Annotated in this window: 16 protein-coding genes; 8 read left to right on the plus strand and 8 right to left on the minus strand. The window is 74.5% G+C overall.

The window, feature by feature from the left end:
• The first annotated feature begins 114 nt into the window (after positions 1-114).
• The 5 genes from cobO to LCD35_RS28005 all read left to right on the plus strand — a co-directional run bounded on the left by cobO (position 115) and on the right by LCD35_RS28005 (position 6,479).
• Complete coding sequence (cobO, locus tag LCD35_RS27985) at positions 115-729, plus strand: cob(I)yrinic acid a,c-diamide adenosyltransferase (protein WP_224963240.1); 615 nt, start codon at positions 115-117, stop codon at positions 727-729.
• Positions 726-2,117: a cobyrinate a,c-diamide synthase gene (locus LCD35_RS27990; protein WP_224963244.1), complete on the plus strand. Its 1,392-nt coding sequence runs from the start codon at positions 726-728 to the stop codon at positions 2,115-2,117. The genes cobO and LCD35_RS27990 overlap by 4 nt, the downstream gene beginning before the upstream one ends.
• Positions 2,118-2,307: 190 nt before the next feature.
• The gene (locus LCD35_RS27995; RefSeq protein ID WP_225045207.1) at positions 2,308-3,867 is read left to right on the plus strand and encodes a cobalt-precorrin-4/precorrin-4 C(11)-methyltransferase; all 1,560 of its coding nucleotides are present in this window, start codon (positions 2,308-2,310) and stop codon (positions 3,865-3,867) included.
• 93 nt (positions 3,868-3,960) lie between these two features.
• Entirely contained in the window at positions 3,961-5,166 is a 1,206-nt protein-coding gene (locus LCD35_RS28000; protein ID WP_224966118.1) for a bifunctional cobalt-precorrin-7 (C(5))-methyltransferase CbiE/decarboxylating cobalt-precorrin-6B (C(15))-methyltransferase CbiT, read from the plus strand.
• Positions 5,163-6,479 carry a cobalamin biosynthesis protein gene (locus tag LCD35_RS28005; RefSeq protein ID WP_224960440.1) on the plus strand — a complete coding sequence of 439 codons (1,317 nt, stop codon included), beginning with the start codon at positions 5,163-5,165 and terminating at the stop codon, positions 6,477-6,479. Before LCD35_RS28000 ends, LCD35_RS28005 begins: the two co-directional genes overlap by 4 nt.
• 40 nt (positions 6,480-6,519) lie before the next feature.
• On the opposite strand, the gene LCD35_RS28010 is transcribed toward LCD35_RS28005, so the two are convergent.
• Complete coding sequence (locus LCD35_RS28010) at positions 6,520-6,789, minus strand: DUF1876 domain-containing protein (RefSeq protein WP_224960439.1); 270 nt, start codon at positions 6,787-6,789, stop codon at positions 6,520-6,522.
• Between the two features lie 334 nt (positions 6,790-7,123).
• On the opposite strand from LCD35_RS28010, the gene cobA reads away from it, so the two are divergent.
• Complete coding sequence (gene cobA / locus LCD35_RS28015; protein ID WP_224960438.1) at positions 7,124-8,368, plus strand: uroporphyrinogen-III C-methyltransferase; 1,245 nt, start codon at positions 7,124-7,126, stop codon at positions 8,366-8,368.
• A 194-nt stretch (positions 8,369-8,562) separates the two neighbouring features.
• Here cobA and metG read toward each other — a convergent pair whose 3' ends face one another.
• From metG to LCD35_RS28035, 5 genes are all read right to left on the minus strand, one after another.
• The gene (metG, locus tag LCD35_RS28020; protein ID WP_224960436.1) at positions 8,563-10,281 is read right to left on the minus strand and encodes a methionine--tRNA ligase; all 1,719 of its coding nucleotides are present in this window, start codon (positions 10,279-10,281) and stop codon (positions 8,563-8,565) included.
• Between the two features lie 335 nt (positions 10,282-10,616).
• Positions 10,617-11,852: an NAD(P)/FAD-dependent oxidoreductase gene (locus tag LCD35_RS28025; RefSeq protein WP_224960434.1), complete on the minus strand. Its 1,236-nt coding sequence runs from the start codon at positions 11,850-11,852 to the stop codon at positions 10,617-10,619.
• Positions 11,849-11,977 (minus strand): hypothetical protein, encoded by a 129-nt coding sequence (locus tag LCD35_RS30215; protein WP_255615711.1) that lies wholly within the window; start codon positions 11,975-11,977, stop codon positions 11,849-11,851. Before LCD35_RS30215 ends, LCD35_RS28025 begins: the two co-directional genes overlap by 4 nt.
• Before the next feature lie 119 nt (positions 11,978-12,096).
• Positions 12,097-13,188, minus strand: coding sequence for a winged helix DNA-binding domain-containing protein (locus LCD35_RS28030; protein ID WP_224978354.1), 1,092 nt, complete (start codon positions 13,186-13,188; stop codon positions 12,097-12,099).
• Between the two features lie 24 nt (positions 13,189-13,212).
• Positions 13,213-13,773, minus strand: coding sequence for a DinB family protein (locus tag LCD35_RS28035; protein WP_224960431.1), 561 nt, complete (start codon positions 13,771-13,773; stop codon positions 13,213-13,215).
• A gap of 93 nt (positions 13,774-13,866) precedes the next feature.
• On the opposite strand from LCD35_RS28035, the gene LCD35_RS28040 reads away from it, so the two are divergent.
• Positions 13,867-14,874, plus strand: a complete 1,008-nt coding sequence (locus tag LCD35_RS28040) for a YafY family protein (RefSeq protein ID WP_224960430.1) — start codon at positions 13,867-13,869, stop codon at positions 14,872-14,874.
• A gap of 111 nt (positions 14,875-14,985) precedes the next feature.
• On the opposite strand, the gene LCD35_RS28045 is transcribed toward LCD35_RS28040, so the two are convergent.
• Both LCD35_RS28045 and LCD35_RS28050 read right to left on the minus strand, forming a co-directional pair.
• Entirely contained in the window at positions 14,986-15,177 is a 192-nt protein-coding gene (locus LCD35_RS28045; RefSeq protein WP_224960429.1) for a DUF397 domain-containing protein, read from the minus strand.
• A complete protein-coding gene (locus tag LCD35_RS28050; protein ID WP_224966115.1) occupies positions 15,174-16,016 on the minus strand; it encodes a helix-turn-helix transcriptional regulator in 843 nt (280 codons plus the stop codon). Before LCD35_RS28050 ends, LCD35_RS28045 begins: the two co-directional genes overlap by 4 nt.
• A gap of 130 nt (positions 16,017-16,146) precedes the next feature.
• On the opposite strand from LCD35_RS28050, the gene LCD35_RS28055 reads away from it, so the two are divergent.
• Entirely contained in the window at positions 16,147-16,362 is a 216-nt protein-coding gene (locus tag LCD35_RS28055; RefSeq protein ID WP_224960427.1) for a hypothetical protein, read from the plus strand.
• Positions 16,363-16,629: the final 267 nt, after the last annotated feature.

Consider the following 16,629-nt stretch of genomic DNA (forward strand, 5'->3'; position numbering starts at 1 on the left):
GGGCTTCGGGTACAACCTAAAAAACTCACAAATTTCGTTTGGGGGGGGGGGGGGGGGGGGGGGGGGGCCCCGGGGGGGGGGGGGGGCCGGGGGGGTGGCTTAGGGTCTGGGGTCATGCCTCAGGGAAAGCCGAACGTCGTTCCGCAGGACGGTCTCACTACGCGGCAGCGTCGCAACCGTCCGCTGCTGCTCGTGCACACCGGGGAGATGAAGGGCAAGTCCACCAGCGCCTTCGGGCTCGCGCTGCGCGGCTGGAACCAGGGCTGGTCCATCGGGGTGTTCCAGTTCGTGAAGTCGGCGAAGTGGAAGGTCGGCGAGGAGAGCGCGTTCCGCGCCCTGGGCAAGCTGCACGACGAGACCGGTGAAGGCGGCCCCGTCGAATGGCACAAGATGGGCGAAGGCTGGTCCTGGGCCCGCAAGCAGGGCAGCGAAGAGGACCACGCCGCCGCCGCGCTCGAAGGCTGGCGGGAGATCGCCCGCCGCCTCGGCGAGGAACGGCACGGCATGTACGTCCTCGACGAGTTCACCTACCCGCTGCACTGGGGCTGGATCGACGTCGGCGAAGTCGTCCGGACGCTGCGCGACCGGCCCGGCCACCAGCACGTCGTGATCACCGGCCGCAACGCCCCCCAGGAGCTCGTCGACGCCGCCGACCTGGTCCTGGAGACCACGAAGGTCAAGCACCCGATGGACGCCGGGCAGAAGGGCCAGAAGGGCATCGAGTGGTGAGCCCGCGCGTCGTCATCGCCGCGCCCGGCTCGGGGCAGGGCAAGACGACGGTGGCGACCGGTCTGCTCGGCGCGCTGCGCCGCCGGTCGCTGCGGGTCGCGCCGTTCAAGGTCGGCCCCGACTACATCGACCCCGGCTACCACCACGTCGCCTCCGGGCTGCCCGGCCGGAACCTGGACCCGGTGCTGGTGGGGGAGGAGCGGATCGCGCCGCTGTTCCGGCACGGCAGCGCCGGTGCCGACCTGGCCGTCGCCGAAGGCGTGATGGGCCTGTTCGACGGCAAGATCGACGGGCCGGGTCCGGGCGACGAACCGGCCTTCGGCTCCACCGCGCACGTCGCGGGCCTGCTGCGCGCCCCGGTGGTGCTCGTCGTCGACGCGCAGGGGCAGTCGCAGAGCATCGCCGCGCTGCTGCACGGGTTCCGCAGCTTCCAGCCCGGGGTGCGGCTGGCCGGCGTGATCCTCAACCGGGTCGGTTCGCCGCGCCACGAGCAGGTGTTGCGGGACGCGGCGGACTCGGTGGGACTGCCGGTGCTCGGCGCGCTCGGCCGCACCGGCGGGCTCAGCGTCCCGTCCCGGCACCTCGGGCTGGTCACCGCCACCGAGCACGGCGGCGCCGCCACCGACGCCGTCGAAGCCATGTCGGACGCGGTCGAGTCCGGGGTGGACCTGGACGCGGTGATCGCGCTCGCCCGCAGCGCCCCCGCCCTGGACGGGCCCGCGTGGGACGCCGCCGCCGAAGTGGTGCCCGTCCCGGACCGCCCGGTGATCGCCGTGGCGGGCGGGCCCGCGTTCACCTTCGCGTACACCGAGCACGTCGAACTGCTCACCGCCGCCGGAGCCGAGGTCGCGGTGCTCGACCCGCTGCGCGACGAGGAGCTGCCCGCGGGCACCCGCGGGCTCGTGCTGCCCGGCGGGTTCCCCGAGCAGCACGCCGCGGCGCTGTCCGCGAACTCCGCGCTGCGCGCGGAGATCACCCGGTTCGCGGCCACCGGCGCCCCGATCCACGCCGAGTGCGGCGGGCTGCTGTACCTCGCCGAGGAGCTCGACGGGCATCCGCTGTGCGGGGTGATCCCGGCGCGCGCGGAGATGTCACCGCGGCTCACCCTCGGTTACCGGGACGCCGTCGCCGCCACCGACTCCGCGCTGAGCAGCGCCGGAACCCGGTTCACCGGCCACGAATTCCACCGCACCCGGCTCGAACCGGGCAGCGGCGGGCAGCCCGCCTGGTACTGGCGGGACGGCGCGGCCGTCGCGGAAGGATTCGTGCGCGGGGGGCTGCACGCCTCCTACCTGCACACCCATCCGGCCGGTGCGCCGGAGGCGGTGTCGCGGTTCGTGACCCGCTGTTCCCGGACGGTGACGGGCGGTGCGGGTACGGCCGTGTAGCCCGCCGCGATCAACAGGTACGGTCGTCACCTGTGCGGCCACGGTGGGCGACGGGGTTCCGGTGCCAGCGGACCGGTCGATCCCCCGCCCGACCTGGCCATCGAGCCGGTGCCCCCTCCCTCGGTGTGGTCCGATGTGGACGGTTCGGCGCGGCGAGCCGTACCGGTGACGCGGAAGAGGAGAGCGAACAGTGAGTGGCCGGATCTCGTTCATCGGTGCCGGACCCGGCGCCGCGGACCTCATCACGGTCCGCGCCGCGCGACGCATCGCCGAAGCCGACGTCGTGGTGTGGTCCGCCAGCGTGCTCGCCCCCGAATGCGTGCGGGAGCACGCGAGCCCCGACGCGGAGCTGCTCGACTCCTCCCAGCTCACCCACGAGCAGGCGGTCGAGGTGTACCGCCGCGCCGAGCGGGACGAGCTGCGGGTCGTGCGGCTGCACGCCGGTGACCCGGCGCTGTGGGGTTCCGTGCAGGAGCAGCACGACGCCTGCGCCAAGATGGAGCTGGACGTGGAGATCGTGCCCGGCGTCAACGGCTTCTCCGCCGCCGCCGCGGCCGTCGGCCGCGAGCTGACCACCGCGGACACCGCGCGATCCGTGCTGGTCACCCGCCTCGGCGCCGGGAACCCGGACGCCGAGCAGGTGCGCGAACTGGCGCGGCACCAGGCGACGATGGCGGTGACGCTGCCCGCCTCCCGCGCGGCCCAGCTGGTGGAGGAGCTGCGCGCCGGTGGCTGCGCCGACGAGGTGCCCGTGCTCGTCGCCTACAAGGTGAGCTGGCCGGACGAGGTGCTGCTGAGCACCACCGTCGGCGAGCTGGAGCAGGCGGTGAAGCAGCGCAAGCTGTGGAGCACCGCGCTGTTCCTCGTCGGCAAGGCGCTCGGCGCGAGCGGCCGGTCCCGCGGCTACGGCGAGTCCGGCTACCGCCGGACCGAGACCTCCGGGCGCCGCCGCGGCTACCGGTCGGCGCGGCGGCACGACGCGGCCGAGCGCTCCGGCTCCGACCAGGAGGACGTCCCCGGCTCGCGTGCGGCGTTCCACGTGGGCACCGGCCCCGCCGTCGAGCGCCCGCAGCCCGAACCGGCGGCCGAGCCGGCGGCGCCCGCGCCCGACCCGGTGCCCGGGCGCGGTTCCGACGGTGCGACCGCGGTGCCGAACATCGCCTGGTGGGCGGTGCGGGAGTGGCAGGAGGCCGCTCGCGGTGCCGCCCGGGGGCAGGCGCGGCAGCGGCGCACCGAGGACCCGGCGCAGCCGGAGCTGTTCGGGGGCGGGCCGGAAGCCGAGACCGCACCGGCGGCCGCCGCGGCGCCCGAGACCACCGCGGCATCCCCGGAACCCGAGGGCACCGAGGCGCCGGTGCGCGTGGCGGAGACCGCCGCACCGGACCCGGCCACCGCGGACTCCGAAGTGGGCGAACCGGCGCGGCCCGCGCTCGCGGTCGTCCGCGACTCCGGTACCGGGACCGGAGCGGCCGGTTCGTCCGGCAAGGGGGACGAGAGCACCGGATCGGACGGCGGCGCCGAGCCGGCAGCCGCGACCGGCGAGCAGACCGGGACCGAGGGCACCGCGCGCACCTCGGCGGCGGAGACCACCGGCACCCCCCGCGCCACCGCGAAGACCCGCACCCGGGCGAAGTCGCAGACCAAGGCCCAAACGAAGGCGCAGACGAAGGCGCAGACCAAGACCGCGGGCACCCGGACCCGCACCGGGGGCGCGAAGTCGACCAAGAACAAGGGTGACGCGTCGAGCTGAGCGCGAGCGCATCCCCAGACGTGGCAAGGTGAACCGGGCTCGTGATCCGCGAGCCCGGCCGGTGCAGCGGCGTGGCAGGACGAGGTGGAAGACGTGACGGTCACGGTGATCGGGATCGACGGGGCGGAGCTGCCCGCGGGCGCCGCCGAGGTGCTGGGTTCGGCGCGGCTCGTGGTGGGCTCGCGCAGACACCTCGACGCGCACGCCCCGCAACAGGCCCGGTCGCTGGACCTCGCGCAGTGGAGCCAGGCGCTGGGCGCGCTGACCTCGCTGGCGGGCGAGGAGACCGGGGTCGTGCTTGTCGACGGCGATCCTGGTTTCTTCGGCGTGCTGCGGGAGTTGCGGGAGCGCGGGGTGCGTTGCGCCGTCACCCCGGCCGCGCCGAACGTGGCCCGGCTGATGGCCCGCCTCGGCAGGCCGTGGGACTCGGTGCCGGTGGCGGCGGCGAGCGAGGACGACCTGCCCCGCGTGCTGAACCTGTGCCGGGCGCGACCGGCGGTGCTGGTGCTCAGCGGCCCGGGGGCCGGCCCGGCGCGGCTGGCTTCCGGGCTGACCGGCTGGCGGCGCACGCTCGTCGTCGGCGAAGACCTCGGCGGCGAGGGCGAGAAGATCACCACCGCCACCCCGGAGGAGGCCGCGCAGCGCAGCTGGCGCCCGGACGCGGTGGTGCTGTGCGCGGCGGAACCGAAGGAGGTCGGCGCCCGGGGCTGGCTCGCCGGCGGTGAGGTCCTGCCGCCCGCGAACGGCTGGGCGCTGTCCGAGGACGAGTTCTCGCACCGCGACGGCGAAGTGACGCCCGCCGAGGTGCGGGCGGTGGCGCTGGCGGATCTCGCGGCCCGCCCCGGCGCGCTGATCTGGGACGTCGGCGCCGGCTCCGGTTCGGTCGCCGTCGAGTGCGCCCGGCTCGGCGCCGCCACGATCGCCGTCGAGTCCGACGAGACCCAGGTGGTGCGGCTGATCACCAACGCCGCCGGGCACGGCGTGGACGTGCGGGTCGTGGAGCGGGCCGCGCCGGACTCGTTGCGGGACCTGCCGAAACCGGACGGCGTGTTCGTCGGCGGTGGCGGTCCGGACGTGGTCGCGGCCTGCGCGCACGCGGGCGCGGCGCGGATCGTGGTGGAGCTGACCGAGCTGGAGCGAGTCGGGCCGACCCGGGAGGCGTTGCGCACCGCGGGCTACCAGGTCCGCGGGGTGCAGCTGGCCGCCAGCAGGCTGGTGGAGCTCGCCGACGGCGGCTCCAAGCTGGAACCCACGGCACCGGTGGTGCTGGTGTCCGGGCACCGCAAGGCCGACTCGTGATCGGTCTGTTCCCGCGCACCCCGCAGGAGCAGCGCACCGCGAACGAGCTGGCCGCCCGGTGGGGGCCGGACGCGGTGCTGGTCGACGGCGGGCCGGGCCCGGCGCTGCGCCGGATGTGGTCCTCGCTGGACGGGGTGGTGCTGTTCCTGCCGGTGGGCGCGGCGGTGCGGCTGATCGCGCCGCTGCTGCGCGCCGAACGCACCGATCCGGAGGTGGTGTGCGTGGACGAGCACTTCGCCGTCACCGTCTCCGGTGGGGCGCAGGCGATCGCGCCGCGGATCGCGGAGGTGCTGGGGCGGATCCCGGTGCTCACCGCGGGCGCGGCGGCCACCGAGCTGGACGAGCTCGTGGACCGGCTCGGGGCCACCGCGGACGGTGATCTCGCCGGGTGCGCTCGGGCGATCGACGACGAGGAACCGGTGCTGCTGGTGAACCCGCACGGGTTCCCGCTCCCCGCGCTGCCGGAGAACGTGTCGCCGGACCGGGAGGATCCGGTCTGGACGGTGGTGGTCGACGACCGGCGGCCCGGGGAAGATCTCGGCGACCGCGTGGTGCGGTTGATCCCGCCGACGCTGGTGGTGGGCGTCGGTGCCGTGCGGGGCGTGTCGCGGACCGCGGTGACCGGGCTGATGTCCCGGCTCGACCGGGAGCACGGGCTGGACCCGCGCGCGATCCGGGCGTTCGCCACCGCGGAGGCGAAGGCGGAGGAGCGCGGCATCCTGGACGCGGTGCAGGACCTGGGTTTCTGGCACTCGGCGGACGCCGAGGAGCTACCGCTGCGCTCCTACCCGGCGGCCGAGCTCGCAGAGGAGGACGTGCCGAACCCGAGCGAACGGGTGCGGGCCGAGGTGGGCACCGCGTCCGTCGCGGAGGCCGCCGCGCTGCGCGCCGCCCGCGAGCTCGCCGGGGAGGACGCCGAGGTGCGGCTGGTCGTGCCGAAGCTGGGCGCCGACGGCGTCACCGTCGCCGCCGCCCGGATCCGCCCGCGCGGCCGGATCACCACGATCGGTCTCGGCCCGGGGCTGGCGGACCTGCGCACCCCGCGCGCGGACGCGGAACTGCGCCACGCCGCCGCTGTCGTCGGCGGGGCGCCGGAGCTGGAGCTGATCCGCGACCTGCTGCACCCGGGCGCCGTGACCCGCCGCGTCGGGTCCGCCGAGGAAGGTGCGCTCGCCGCCGCCGAACTGGCGGCCGGGGGCCGCACCGTGGCCCTCGTCGGCACGGACGACGCGGCACCGCTGCGCGCCGCCGTCCAGGACGAACCGGCCTGCCGGGCCGTGCACACCGAATGGATCCCCGGCGTGCGCGGCTGACGGCCGGATCGTCGCCCCGGGAGCACCGGGGACCGCGACCTCACGCCATGAGGTGCACGCGCCGGTGCTGGCGGGTGCCGATGTCCTCCGCGGCGGTGTCGAGCAGCTTGTGGCCGAGTTCGAACAGCGCCCTGGCGAGCGCGATCTCATCTCCGATCTGCGGGACGTCCGGGTCGTCCGGGTGCCGCCGCGCGGCGCCGTGCCCGTGCAGCGCCCTGCCGTCGCCGGTGACCATCCCGACGTCCGCGGTGGTCTTCATGCCGGCTTCGACGACCTGCATGTCCAGTGTGAGCGTCCGGTTCGCGTGCATGGCCGCCTCCCTGGTTCGCCTGTCCCCAGGATGCGCCGCCGAGGACCGCGCGGCAAAGCGGTCCGGGAGGCGGTTGCGCTGGTGAGAGAGGTCACCGCAGGTTTGACCTCCGTTCCGGGGCGGGTGACGATACTGCGGTCGGTCGAGGCGCCCCCCGGATCGTTCGGCGGCGGCCCCGGCGGCTCCCCGTGGCAGGATGGTCCGGCGCCGCGCTCGGCAGGCGCCCCGCCCCGGCGGATCGGACCCGGCGACGGGTCGAGGTGACGCAGCGGCGTCCCGCGCTCAGGCCACGGCAACGGCGCCGCGGTGAACATCGACACGAACGACGGACGGCATGACCACGCACTCATCTGCGCAGCACACCTCGGGCGAACACCACTACTTCGCGGGACTCGACCTCACCGGCAGGCGGGTGGTGGTGGTCGGTGCGGGCGGCGTCGCGCAGCGGCGCGTGCCCCGGCTGATCGGCGCGGGCGCGCGCGTGGAGGTCATCTCGCCGGAGGCGACGCCCGCGGTCGAGGCGATGGCCCAGACCGGGGAGATCACCTGGCACCGCAGGCCGTACGCGGACGGCGATCTGGACGGCGCCTGGTACGCGGTGGCGTGCGCGACGGGCCACGAGGTCAACGCCGCCGTCTCCGCCGAAGCCGAGCGCCGCCGGGTGTTCTGCGTGCGCGCCGACGACGCCGCGCAGGGCACCGCGGTGACCCCGGCCGTCGCCGAGCACGGCGGGCTGCTGCTCGGCGTGCTCGCCGGGGGAGCGCACCGGCGTTCCGCCGCGGTGCGGGACGCGCTGGTCACCGCGCTGCGCTCCGGGGTCGTGGACGAGCACGCGGAGCGGCCCGCACCGGGCGTCGCGCTCGTCGGCGGCGGCCCCGGCGCCCCGGACCTGATCACGGTGCGCGGCAGGCAGCTGCTCGGCCGGGCCGACGTGGTGATCACCGACCGGCTGGCCCCGCGCGAGCTGCTGGAGGAGCTCGGCCCGCACGTGGAGGTCGTGGACGCCTCCAAGATCCCGTACGGCCGCGCCGCCAACCAGGACGTGATCAACGAACTGCTGGTGGAGCACGCGCGCGCCGGGAAGTTCGTGGTGCGCCTCAAGGGCGGCGACCCGTACCTGTTCGGCCGCGGCTACGAGGAACTGCTGGCCTGCGTGGCCGCCGGGGTGCCGGTCACCTCGGTCCCCGGCATCACCAGCGCGTTCTCCGTGCCCGCCGCGGCCGACGTGCCGGTCACGCACCGCGGGGTGGCGCACGAGGTCGTGGTGGTGTCCGGGCACGTCGGCCCGCACGACGAGACCTCGCTGGTGGACTGGCCCGCGCTGGCGCGGCTGCGCGGCACGCTGGTGCTGATGATGGCGGTCAAGCGCATCGGCGAGTTCGCCGCGGTGCTGATCGAGCACGGCCGCGACCCGAAGTCGCCGGTCGCGATCGTGCAGGAGGGGACCATGCGCACCCAGCGGGCGGTGCGCACCACGCTCGCCGAGGCCGCCGACGCGGTCCGCGCCCACGACGTCGCCCCGCCCGCGGTGATCATCGTCGGCCCGGTCGCCGACCTCACCCCGCCCGAACGCCGCTGACGGCCGGAGCGATGGCGGCCGTCGGAGCGCCTCTGACCGCCCGAACGCCGTCGGCCGCCGGAACGCCGTCGGAGCTCGGGCACAGCTGACAGCCGGCGCGCCGTCGCCGCGAGGGAACCACCGACCGCATGAGAACGGCCCACCCACCCGATCCTGCCGGGCTGGTGGGCCGTTCGTGGCGTCGTCCGCGCGGGTCAGCTCTCGTCGGGGGCGCCGCCGAAACGGGCCCGGTAGTCCGCCAGGTCGTCCTCGGTGACCTTCGCGAACAGCACCGGCGGGATGGTGAAGTCGGTGCCCGCCGGGACGAGCTCGAAGGACCGCGCCTCCTCGACCGACACCCAGCTGCGCTGCGGGTCGTCGGAGGCGAACGCCGCGCGCATCGCCTTCGCCGCGCCCGGGACCAGCGGTTCGGACACCACCGCGTACAGGTAGATCAGGTTCATCGCGGTGCGCAGCGTCAGCGCGGCCGCGTCCTGGTCGGTGCGGATCTGGATCCAGGGCGCCTTCTCCTCCAGGTAGGAGTTGCCCGCGCTCCACATGGACCGCAGCGCCTGGGCGGCCTTGCGGAACTGCTTGGCCTCCAGGTGGGTCTGGTAGTCGGCGAGCAGCCCGCCGATCTCCGCGGCGAGCCGCCGCTCCGGTTCCCCGGCGGCGTCCCCGGCGGGCACCTGGTCGCCGAACCGCTTGCGGGAGAACGACAACACCCGGTTCACGAAGTTGCCGAGGGTGTCGGCGAGGTCCTTGTTCACCACCGAGGCGAACAGCTCCCAGGAGAACGAGGAGTCGTCGGACTCCGGCGCGCTCGCGATGAGGAAGTAGCGCCAGTAGTCGGCGGGCAGCAGCTCCAGTGCCTGGTCGGTGAAGATGCCGCGCTGGTCGCTGGTGGAGAACTTCCCGCCGTAGTACGTCAGCCAGTTGAACGACTGGACGAAGTCGACCATCTTCCACGGCTCGCGGGTGCCCAGCTCGGTCGCCGGGAACATCACGGTGTGGAACGGGACGTTGTCCTTGGCCATGAACTCGGTGTAGGTGACGTCCTCGGCCTCGTACCACCAGGACTTCCAGTCCCGCTCGCCCGGCGCCAGGTCGGACCACTCCTTGGTGGCGCCGATGTAGCCGATCGGCGCGTCGAACCAGACGTAGAAGACCTTGCCCTCGGCGGCCAGCTCCGGCCAGGTGTCGGCGGGCACCGGGACGCCCCAGTCGAGGTCGCGGGTGATGGAGCGGTCCCGCAGCCCCTCGGTGATCCACTTCCGGGCGATGGAGGAGGACAGGTTCGGCCACTCGCCGCTCGCCTCGTCCAGCCAGCCCTCCACCTCGTCGGTCAGCTTCGACTGGGTGAGGAACAGGTGCTTGGTCTCGCGGACCTCCAGTTCGGTGCTGCCGCTGATCGCCGACCGCGGTTCCACGAGGTCGGTCGGGTCGAGCACCCGGGTGCAGTTCTCGCACTGGTCGCCGCGGGCCTTCTCGTAGCCGCAGTGCGGGCAGGTGCCGATGATGTAGCGGTCCGGCAGGAACCGGCCGTCGGCGGGCGAGTAGACCTGCCGGATCGACTGCTGCTCGATGAAGCCGTGCTCGTGCAGCTTCCGCGCGAAGTGCTGGGTGATCTCGCGGTTCTGCTCCGAGGAGGTGCGTCCGAAGTGGTCGAAGGAGAGCTCGAAACCGCGGTAGATCTCGGCCTGCGCCCGGTGCTGCTGCTCGCAGAACTCCGCGACCGGCAGCCCGGCGTCGGCGGCGGCCAGCTCGGCCGGGGTGCCGTGCTCGTCGGTGGCGCAGATGTAGAGCACCTCGTGCCCGCGCTGGCGCAAGTACCGGGAGTAGACGTCGGCGGGGAGCATGGAGCCGACCATGTTGCCCAGGTGCTTGATGCCGTTGATGTACGGGAGCGCACTGGTTACCAGGTGGCGGGTCATTCGAGAATGCTCCAATAGCGTTGTTTCGGTGCAGACCCCGCTGAATCCGGCCGACGCCGGCGCGCGCATGGGTGCTGACGAACACCGTTGACCAGGGAGATGCTACCGGCACGGGATCGTCGGCACGGCTCGCCCTCGCCCGGCCGGACGCGGTCCGCGAGGGGGTCGTCCGGCCGGGCGGGTGCTGGTCACCGCACGGGGGAGGACGGTGCGCCGGGCTGCTCGATCTCCCAGGTCGCCGAGGTCGGTGACGAACCGGTCGCGGCCGTTGCCGGTGCGGGACGTGCGCGAGGTGCTGGCCGGTGCGCCTCCCGTTCGCCGTCCCCGGGGCGGGATCAGGTGGGGACGGCCTCCAGCGCGGTGACGGCCTCGTCCCACGGCCGCGGGTCGGCGACCAGGGTCCGGAGCGTGCGGGTGGGTTTCGGGGGCACACCGATGGTGAGCGCCCCGCAGGCCGTGCTGCCACGGCGGTAGAGGGCCGCGACCTTCGGCGCCGCCGGATCGGCGCCGTCGAGCACGCGCAGCCGCACCTCGTCCGGTTCGGCCAGGTCGCCGAACGCCTGCACCTTGAACCGGTACTGGTCGGACCAGAAATACGGCACCGGGGCGAACGGGCTCCGCTCCCCGAAGCGCTCCGGGTCCAGTTCGGCCAGCAGGTTCCGCGCGGCCGCCATGCCCTGCTCGGTGGCGTTCATCCGGTGCTCCACCCGGACCGGGCGGCCCAGCACCGGGTGCGGCCAGCGCGCCACGTCCCCGGCCGCGTAGACACCGGGGGCCGCCGCGCAGAACTCGTCGCAGCCGACGCCGTCGGCGAGGTCCAGCCCGCTGTCGGCAAGCCAGTCCACGGCCGGTGTGGAGCCGATCGCGACCAGCACCGCGTCCCCGGTGATCTCCTCGCCACCGGCCAGCCGCACGCCGCGGGTGCGGCCCTCGTCGTGGACGAGCCCGGCGACGGATTCGCCGAGCCGCAGCTCGACGCCGTGCGCCCGGTGCGCGGCGGCCAGCAGCGCGCCCGCTTCGGCGCCGATGGCGCGTTCCATCGGCACCGGTTCCGGCGCGACCAGCACCACCTCGTGCCCGAGTTCGCGGGCGACCGCGGCGACCTCGACGCCGAGCACCCCGGCGCCGACGACGACCAGCCGCCGCCCGGGGAACGCCAGCGGTGCGCGCAGCGCCAGCGCGTCGTCGAGGGTGCGCAGCACGTGCGCCCCCGGCGACTGCTCCGGCAGCGCGCGGGCCGCGACACCGGTCGCGATGATCACCCCGTCGCAGTCCAGCGCGTCCGCGCCGAGCAGCACCCGGCGATCGGCCACGTCCAGCCCGGTCGCCCGGGTACCCAGCCGCAGGTCCAGGTCGAGCCCGTCGAGCGCGTCGGCGGCGCGCAGCCCGGTGCGGTCCGGTTCCCACGCGCCGGACAGCACCTGCTTGGACAGCGGCGGCCGGTCGTAGGGCAGGTGCGGTTCCGCGCCGACCAGTGCGATCTCCCCGTCCCAGCCGCTGCGGCGCAGTTGCTCCGCCGCGGTGAGCCCGGCGGCGGAGGCGCCGATCACCGCGATGCGCCCGGCGCTCATCCGCGGGCCCGGATCGCCGCTGCCGGGCACCCGGCCGCGGCCGCCCGGACCGTCTCGTGCACCTCGGGCGGGGGCGCGCTGTCCAGCAGCACCACGACGCCGTTCTCGTCGATCGTGATCTCCATGCTTCTTCCTTACCCCTCGACGGGTTCCGGCGTCACCACGGGATGCGAAGCGGCTTGGACCACCTCTGGATGTCAGGTGAGCGGCCCGTTCGCCCCGTGGCGCTGGTCGAGCGGGCCGCTCACCTGGGGAGGTGCACGTCGTCGTGCTGTCCGGCCGAGAGGAACAGCGCGAGCTCCCGGCCCTCGTCGGCGACGGCGGACCGTTCGGCGGCGGTGAGGCGGCGCAGCGGATCGACCCGCAGCGCGTCCGCCTCCGCCCGCCAGGTTCCCGCGACCCTGCCGTCGACCAGCACCACCCGCTCGCCCGCCACGGACAGGCCGCGGTGCTCGTCGGCCACGATCCGGCTCCGGTCGTGATAGCCGAGGACCGCGTTGTCGAACGCGGGCAGGAACCGCACCGGTGCGGGCACGTCCGGGTCGGGGCGCGGTGCGTCCGGCAGGTCGAGCAGCTCGCGGCCCCGCTCGTCGCGGAACGACACCAGTTCCGGGCGAAGCTCGGCCACCGCGCCCGGCAGCCCGGCGAGCCCCGACCAGGCGCGCACGTCGGCGGTCGCCGCCGGGCCGAACGCGGCCAGGTAGCGGCGCACCAGCTCCCGCCCCACCGGATCGGAACCCGGCGGCGACGGCGGGTCGACCTCGCGACCCAGCCAGTCCGCGAGCGGCACCACCCGCACCCCGCCACCGCTGCGCCACAACCCGCGCGGCGGGAGCTGCACCGCTGGGACCAGCGCCGCCACCAGCACTTCGCCCAGCGCCCGCCGGGACGGGCCCGGCCAGCGGTCGGTGAGCGCCCCGGCCAGTTCGGCCATCGTCCGCGGTTCGCCGTCGGCGAGCGCCGCCCGGCCCGCGGCGGCCAGCTCGTCCAGGTCGATCCCGTCGAAGTCGCGGCGGTAGGCCGCGAGGCCGCGCTGCCGCAGCATCGCGTCGTGCCGGGACCGCCAGCCGAGCGCGTCCTCGGCGGTGAGCAGGTGCACGGTGCGGCGCATCAGGTGCGTGCGCACCAGCCTCCGCCGCACCAGCAGGTCGGAGAGCTCTCCGGGGTCGAATCCGCGCAGCCGGGCGAACAGTCCCGCGAACGGGGCCTGCGGTTCCTGCGCCTGCATCCCGCACAGGTGCGCCACGGCCGCCGCCACCGGCAGGTCGGCGCGGTCCAGCAGCAGTTGCCGGGCGAGCGTCGCGCGGTTGAGCGCGCGGGTTCCGAGGACGGTCATCTCGTGTCCTGTTCGCGGGAGGGATCAGAAGCCGCGGCGGCCGTCGATGGTCTCCCGCAGGATGTCGGCGTGCCCGGCGTGCTGGGTCGTCTCGGCGATCACGTGGATCAGCACCCGGCGCGCGCTGCGCACCTCGCCCGGCGGGTTCCACGGCACCTCCGGCAGCGGGTGCGCGACGTTCAGGTCGGGCAGCGCGGACACGACCTCCGCGGTGCGCGCGGCGACCTCCTGGTAGCGGGCGAGGACGTCGGCGAGGGTGTCGCCGGGCCGCATCCGGAACTCCTCCTGGAACTCGATCATGCGCTGCGGCAGCGTCGTCGCCGTCCCCGCCATCAGGTCCTCCCAGGTGACGCCGTCGGGCAGTTCGACGGCCATCGCGGAGGTGCCTTCGAGGATGAAGCGCACCCAGTTGCGCTCCACGGACGTCACGTGCTTGATCAGACCGCCCAGGCACAGCTCGCTGACCGTCGGCCGCAGCCCGAGCTGCTCGTCGTCCAGCCCGTCGGTGGTGGTGATCAGCGCCGTGCGGGCGGCGTCGAGCTCGGCGAGCAGGTCGGCGCGCTCGGCGTCGAGGGTGGTGGTCACGGTGGTCCTTCCGGTGGTGCTTCGTCGTCGTGGGCCCCACCTTGACACCGGTAGCGGCCAGGACGCGTCCGCTTCTCCGGGCACTATGGGGTCGTGCCGAAGACCTCCGCGCGGTTGCTGTCGTTGCTGTCCCTGCTGCAGGCCCGCCGGGACTGGCCGGGCGCGCTGCTCGCCGAACGCCTCGACGTCAGCCCGCGCACGGTGCGCCGCGACGTGGACCGGTTGCGGGAGCTCGGTTATCCGATCGCGGCGATCAAGGGGCCGGACGGCGGTTACCGGCTGGGCGCGGGCAGCGAGTTGCCGCCGCTGCTGTTCGACGACGACCAGGCCGTGGCGCTCACCCTCGCGCTCCAGCTCGCCGGCACCTCGGGGGCGGGGCTGGAGGAGGCGGCGCAGCGCGCGCTGCACACGATCCGCCAGGTGCTGCCCGCCCGGCTGCGGCACCGCGTGGACACGGTCCGGGTGACCGCGGTTCCGCAGCCGGAGGCGCGGGTGCGGGTGGAGCGCGGCGTGCTGGTGGCGCTCAGCGCCGCGGTGCACGCCCGCGAGGAGCTGCGCTTCGACTACCTGCACCCGAGGCGGGAGGGACCGCCGCGGCGGGTGCAGCCGCACCACCTGATCACCTGGGGCGGGCGTTGGTACCTGGTGGCGTGGGACCTGGACCGGGCGGACTGGCGCACCTTCCGCGCCGACCGGATCGCGCCGCGCACGCCGACGGGGCCGCGCTTCGCGCCGCGCGAGGTGCCCGGGGGCGACGTGGCGCGGTTCATCACCGAGAAGTTCCGGGGCGCGCAGGGCTGGCCGTGCCGCGGGGAGGTGGTGCTGCACCGACCGGCGGAGGAGGTCGCCGAGTTCCTGTCGGACGACCTGGTGGAACCGCTCGACGAGGGCCGCTGCCGGTTGCTGGCCGGTTCCTGGTCGTGGTCCGGGCTGGCGGTGGCGATCGCGCGGTTCGGGGTGGACTTCGAGGTGGTCGGGCCGCCGGAGCTGCGCGCCGCGGTCGCCGACCTGGGGCGCCGCTGCGCGGCGGCGATCGACCAGCCACCGGCCGCACCGCCACCGGCGGCGGACGTCCCGTCGAGGAGAGCGCCGAAGTCGTGAACGGGATGGCCACCACCGGGCCGCGGCCCCACCGGCACCTTCCAGGAGCCGGACGGCGAGCTCGGCTGGTGACCCCGCGAGCCGGGGCCACCACCGAGGCCGTCCGTGGTGTCAGCGGTCGTAGCGCCCGGTCTTCACCGCGGTGAGGAACTCGGACCACCGCGGAAGATCGGTGACCAAGTACCCGGCCGCGCGATTCTTGGTGTCGCGGATGGCGGCCCGGCCGTCCGCGCGCCCGATCTCGACGCAGTTGGTCTGGTTGCCGCTGTAGCTCGATTTCCGCCAGCGGAAGGCCTTGCTCATTTCTCTTTCTCCATCTGATCGGTGATCTCAGCGACGAGAGCCGCAGAGGCTTCGCGGCTCATCGCCATCCCGCGAAGTCTCTCGGCTGCGTTCTGGTAGTCCTGCACGTCCTTGGCATCGGTGATGGTCGTACTGGAGCGGTAGTGCTCGAGATGCACCACCGGCTTGTCCCGACTGAATTCGATCAGCACGAACGGGCCTTCGAGCGCGGGAGAATATCCGCCACCGAGCGGCAGGACCTGGGCCTCGACGTTGTCCCGCTGAACCCACTCCGAGAGATGTCGGAGTTGTTCGACCATCACGGCGGGTTCGCACGGCGGATAGCGGAGGGCGTGTTCACCGATGATCGCGTTCAAGGCGACCGGTGTGCGGCGGCTGAGCACATCTCGGCGTCCCAGTCGATAGGTCACGCGCTTGTCCGCTTCGCCGCGGGTGGCGCCCGCTCCGCGCATGATCGAACGTGCGTAGTTGCCGGTCTGCAGCAGTCCTGGGATGAGCAGTGGTTCGACATCGGTGATGCGCTGAGCGGTGCGCTCGTACTCGGTCAGCACGGTCAGCTGTTTGCCGACTCCTGGCGCTACCCAGTTCGGATCTCCGGCATCCCGGGCGAGTTGCAACAGGCGTTCGCGCTCGTCGCCGGTGACGCCGAGGATTCCCAGCACGGCGCCGACATCGGCCTCGCGCGGCGTCAGTTTGCCGTTCTCCCAACGGGAAACATGGGTGTGGCTTCGCCCGAGCCGAGTCCCCAGTTCGCTGGTGGACAAACCTGCTGCTTTGCGCGCTGCGCGCAGCTCCGCTCCGAGCTGTCGCGCTCGAGGTGTGTCGGCTGTGCTGGGCATGCACAAATCCTAGCCAGAGCCCTGTCCTGTCCCCGCTTCACCCGAAGGAGATCTTGCCGCGTTGTGCATGCACAGGTTTATAGTTCTTGCACAGGCGGGAGTGGGATGGCGACAACGAATGGAGCGATCGATGGCACGGGTGTTCATGGCCTCGGAGCAGGAATCGGTGTGGCACGTGGTGGAGCTGCGCACCGGTGGCGCACGGCCGATCGCCCGCTGCGGCCACGTGATCCGCGGCCGGGTGCACCGCCGCCTCGGGCGCCCGGAGCGGCCGCGCGGGATGTGCGACCCGTGCGCTTCGGACGTGAACGGCCGAGAACCGCGCCCCACGCCGGAAGCCGCCTGAGATTTCCAGCAGGCCCTCGGTGCCGACCGCCCGAGGGCCGGACCGGCCCGCGTCCCCGACCCCCGACCGGGCGTGGGCCGGTTCCCGGCCGGGTCGCCCTGCGCCCCTCCCCGAGCGCGGCGGCCCGGCCGGACCCCGGTGGCGGGCGGAACACCGCCGCGGGGGCCCCCGCCCCCCCGGGGGGGGGGGGGGGGGGGGGGGGGGGGGGGGGGGGGGGGGGGGGTGGGGGGGGCGGGGGCGGGGGGGGGGGGGGGGTGGGGCCGCGAA

It is taken from the genome of Saccharopolyspora sp. 6V, from assembly GCF_020176785.1.
In the GTDB taxonomy this organism is placed as follows: Bacteria; Actinomycetota; Actinomycetes; order Mycobacteriales; family Pseudonocardiaceae; genus Saccharopolyspora_C; species Saccharopolyspora_C gregorii.

Excerpts from the sequence above, each read along its gene's own strand:
- LCD35_RS28055 (WP_224960427.1), top strand. The coding sequence starts at position 16,147 with ATGGCACGGGTGTTCATGGCCTCGGAGCAGGAATCGGTGTGGCACGTG.
- LCD35_RS28030 (WP_224978354.1), bottom strand. The coding sequence starts at position 13,188 with ATGACCGTCCTCGGAACCCGCGCGCTCAACCGCGCGACGCTCGCCCGG.
- LCD35_RS28045 (WP_224960429.1), bottom strand. The coding sequence starts at position 15,177 with ATGAGCAAGGCCTTCCGCTGGCGGAAATCGAGCTACAGCGGCAACCAG.
- LCD35_RS28050 (WP_224966115.1), bottom strand. The coding sequence starts at position 16,016 with ATGCCCAGCACAGCCGACACACCTCGAGCGCGACAGCTCGGAGCGGAG.
- metG (WP_224960436.1), bottom strand. The coding sequence starts at position 10,281 with ATGACCCGCCACCTGGTAACCAGTGCGCTCCCGTACATCAACGGCATC.
- cobA (WP_224960438.1), top strand. The coding sequence starts at position 7,124 with ATGACCACGCACTCATCTGCGCAGCACACCTCGGGCGAACACCACTAC.
- cobO (WP_224963240.1), top strand. The coding sequence starts at position 115 with ATGCCTCAGGGAAAGCCGAACGTCGTTCCGCAGGACGGTCTCACTACG.
- LCD35_RS30215 (WP_255615711.1), bottom strand. The coding sequence starts at position 11,977 with ATGGAGATCACGATCGACGAGAACGGCGTCGTGGTGCTGCTGGACAGC.
- LCD35_RS28025 (WP_224960434.1), bottom strand. The coding sequence starts at position 11,852 with ATGAGCGCCGGGCGCATCGCGGTGATCGGCGCCTCCGCCGCCGGGCTC.
- LCD35_RS28010 (WP_224960439.1), bottom strand. The coding sequence starts at position 6,789 with ATGCACGCGAACCGGACGCTCACACTGGACATGCAGGTCGTCGAAGCC.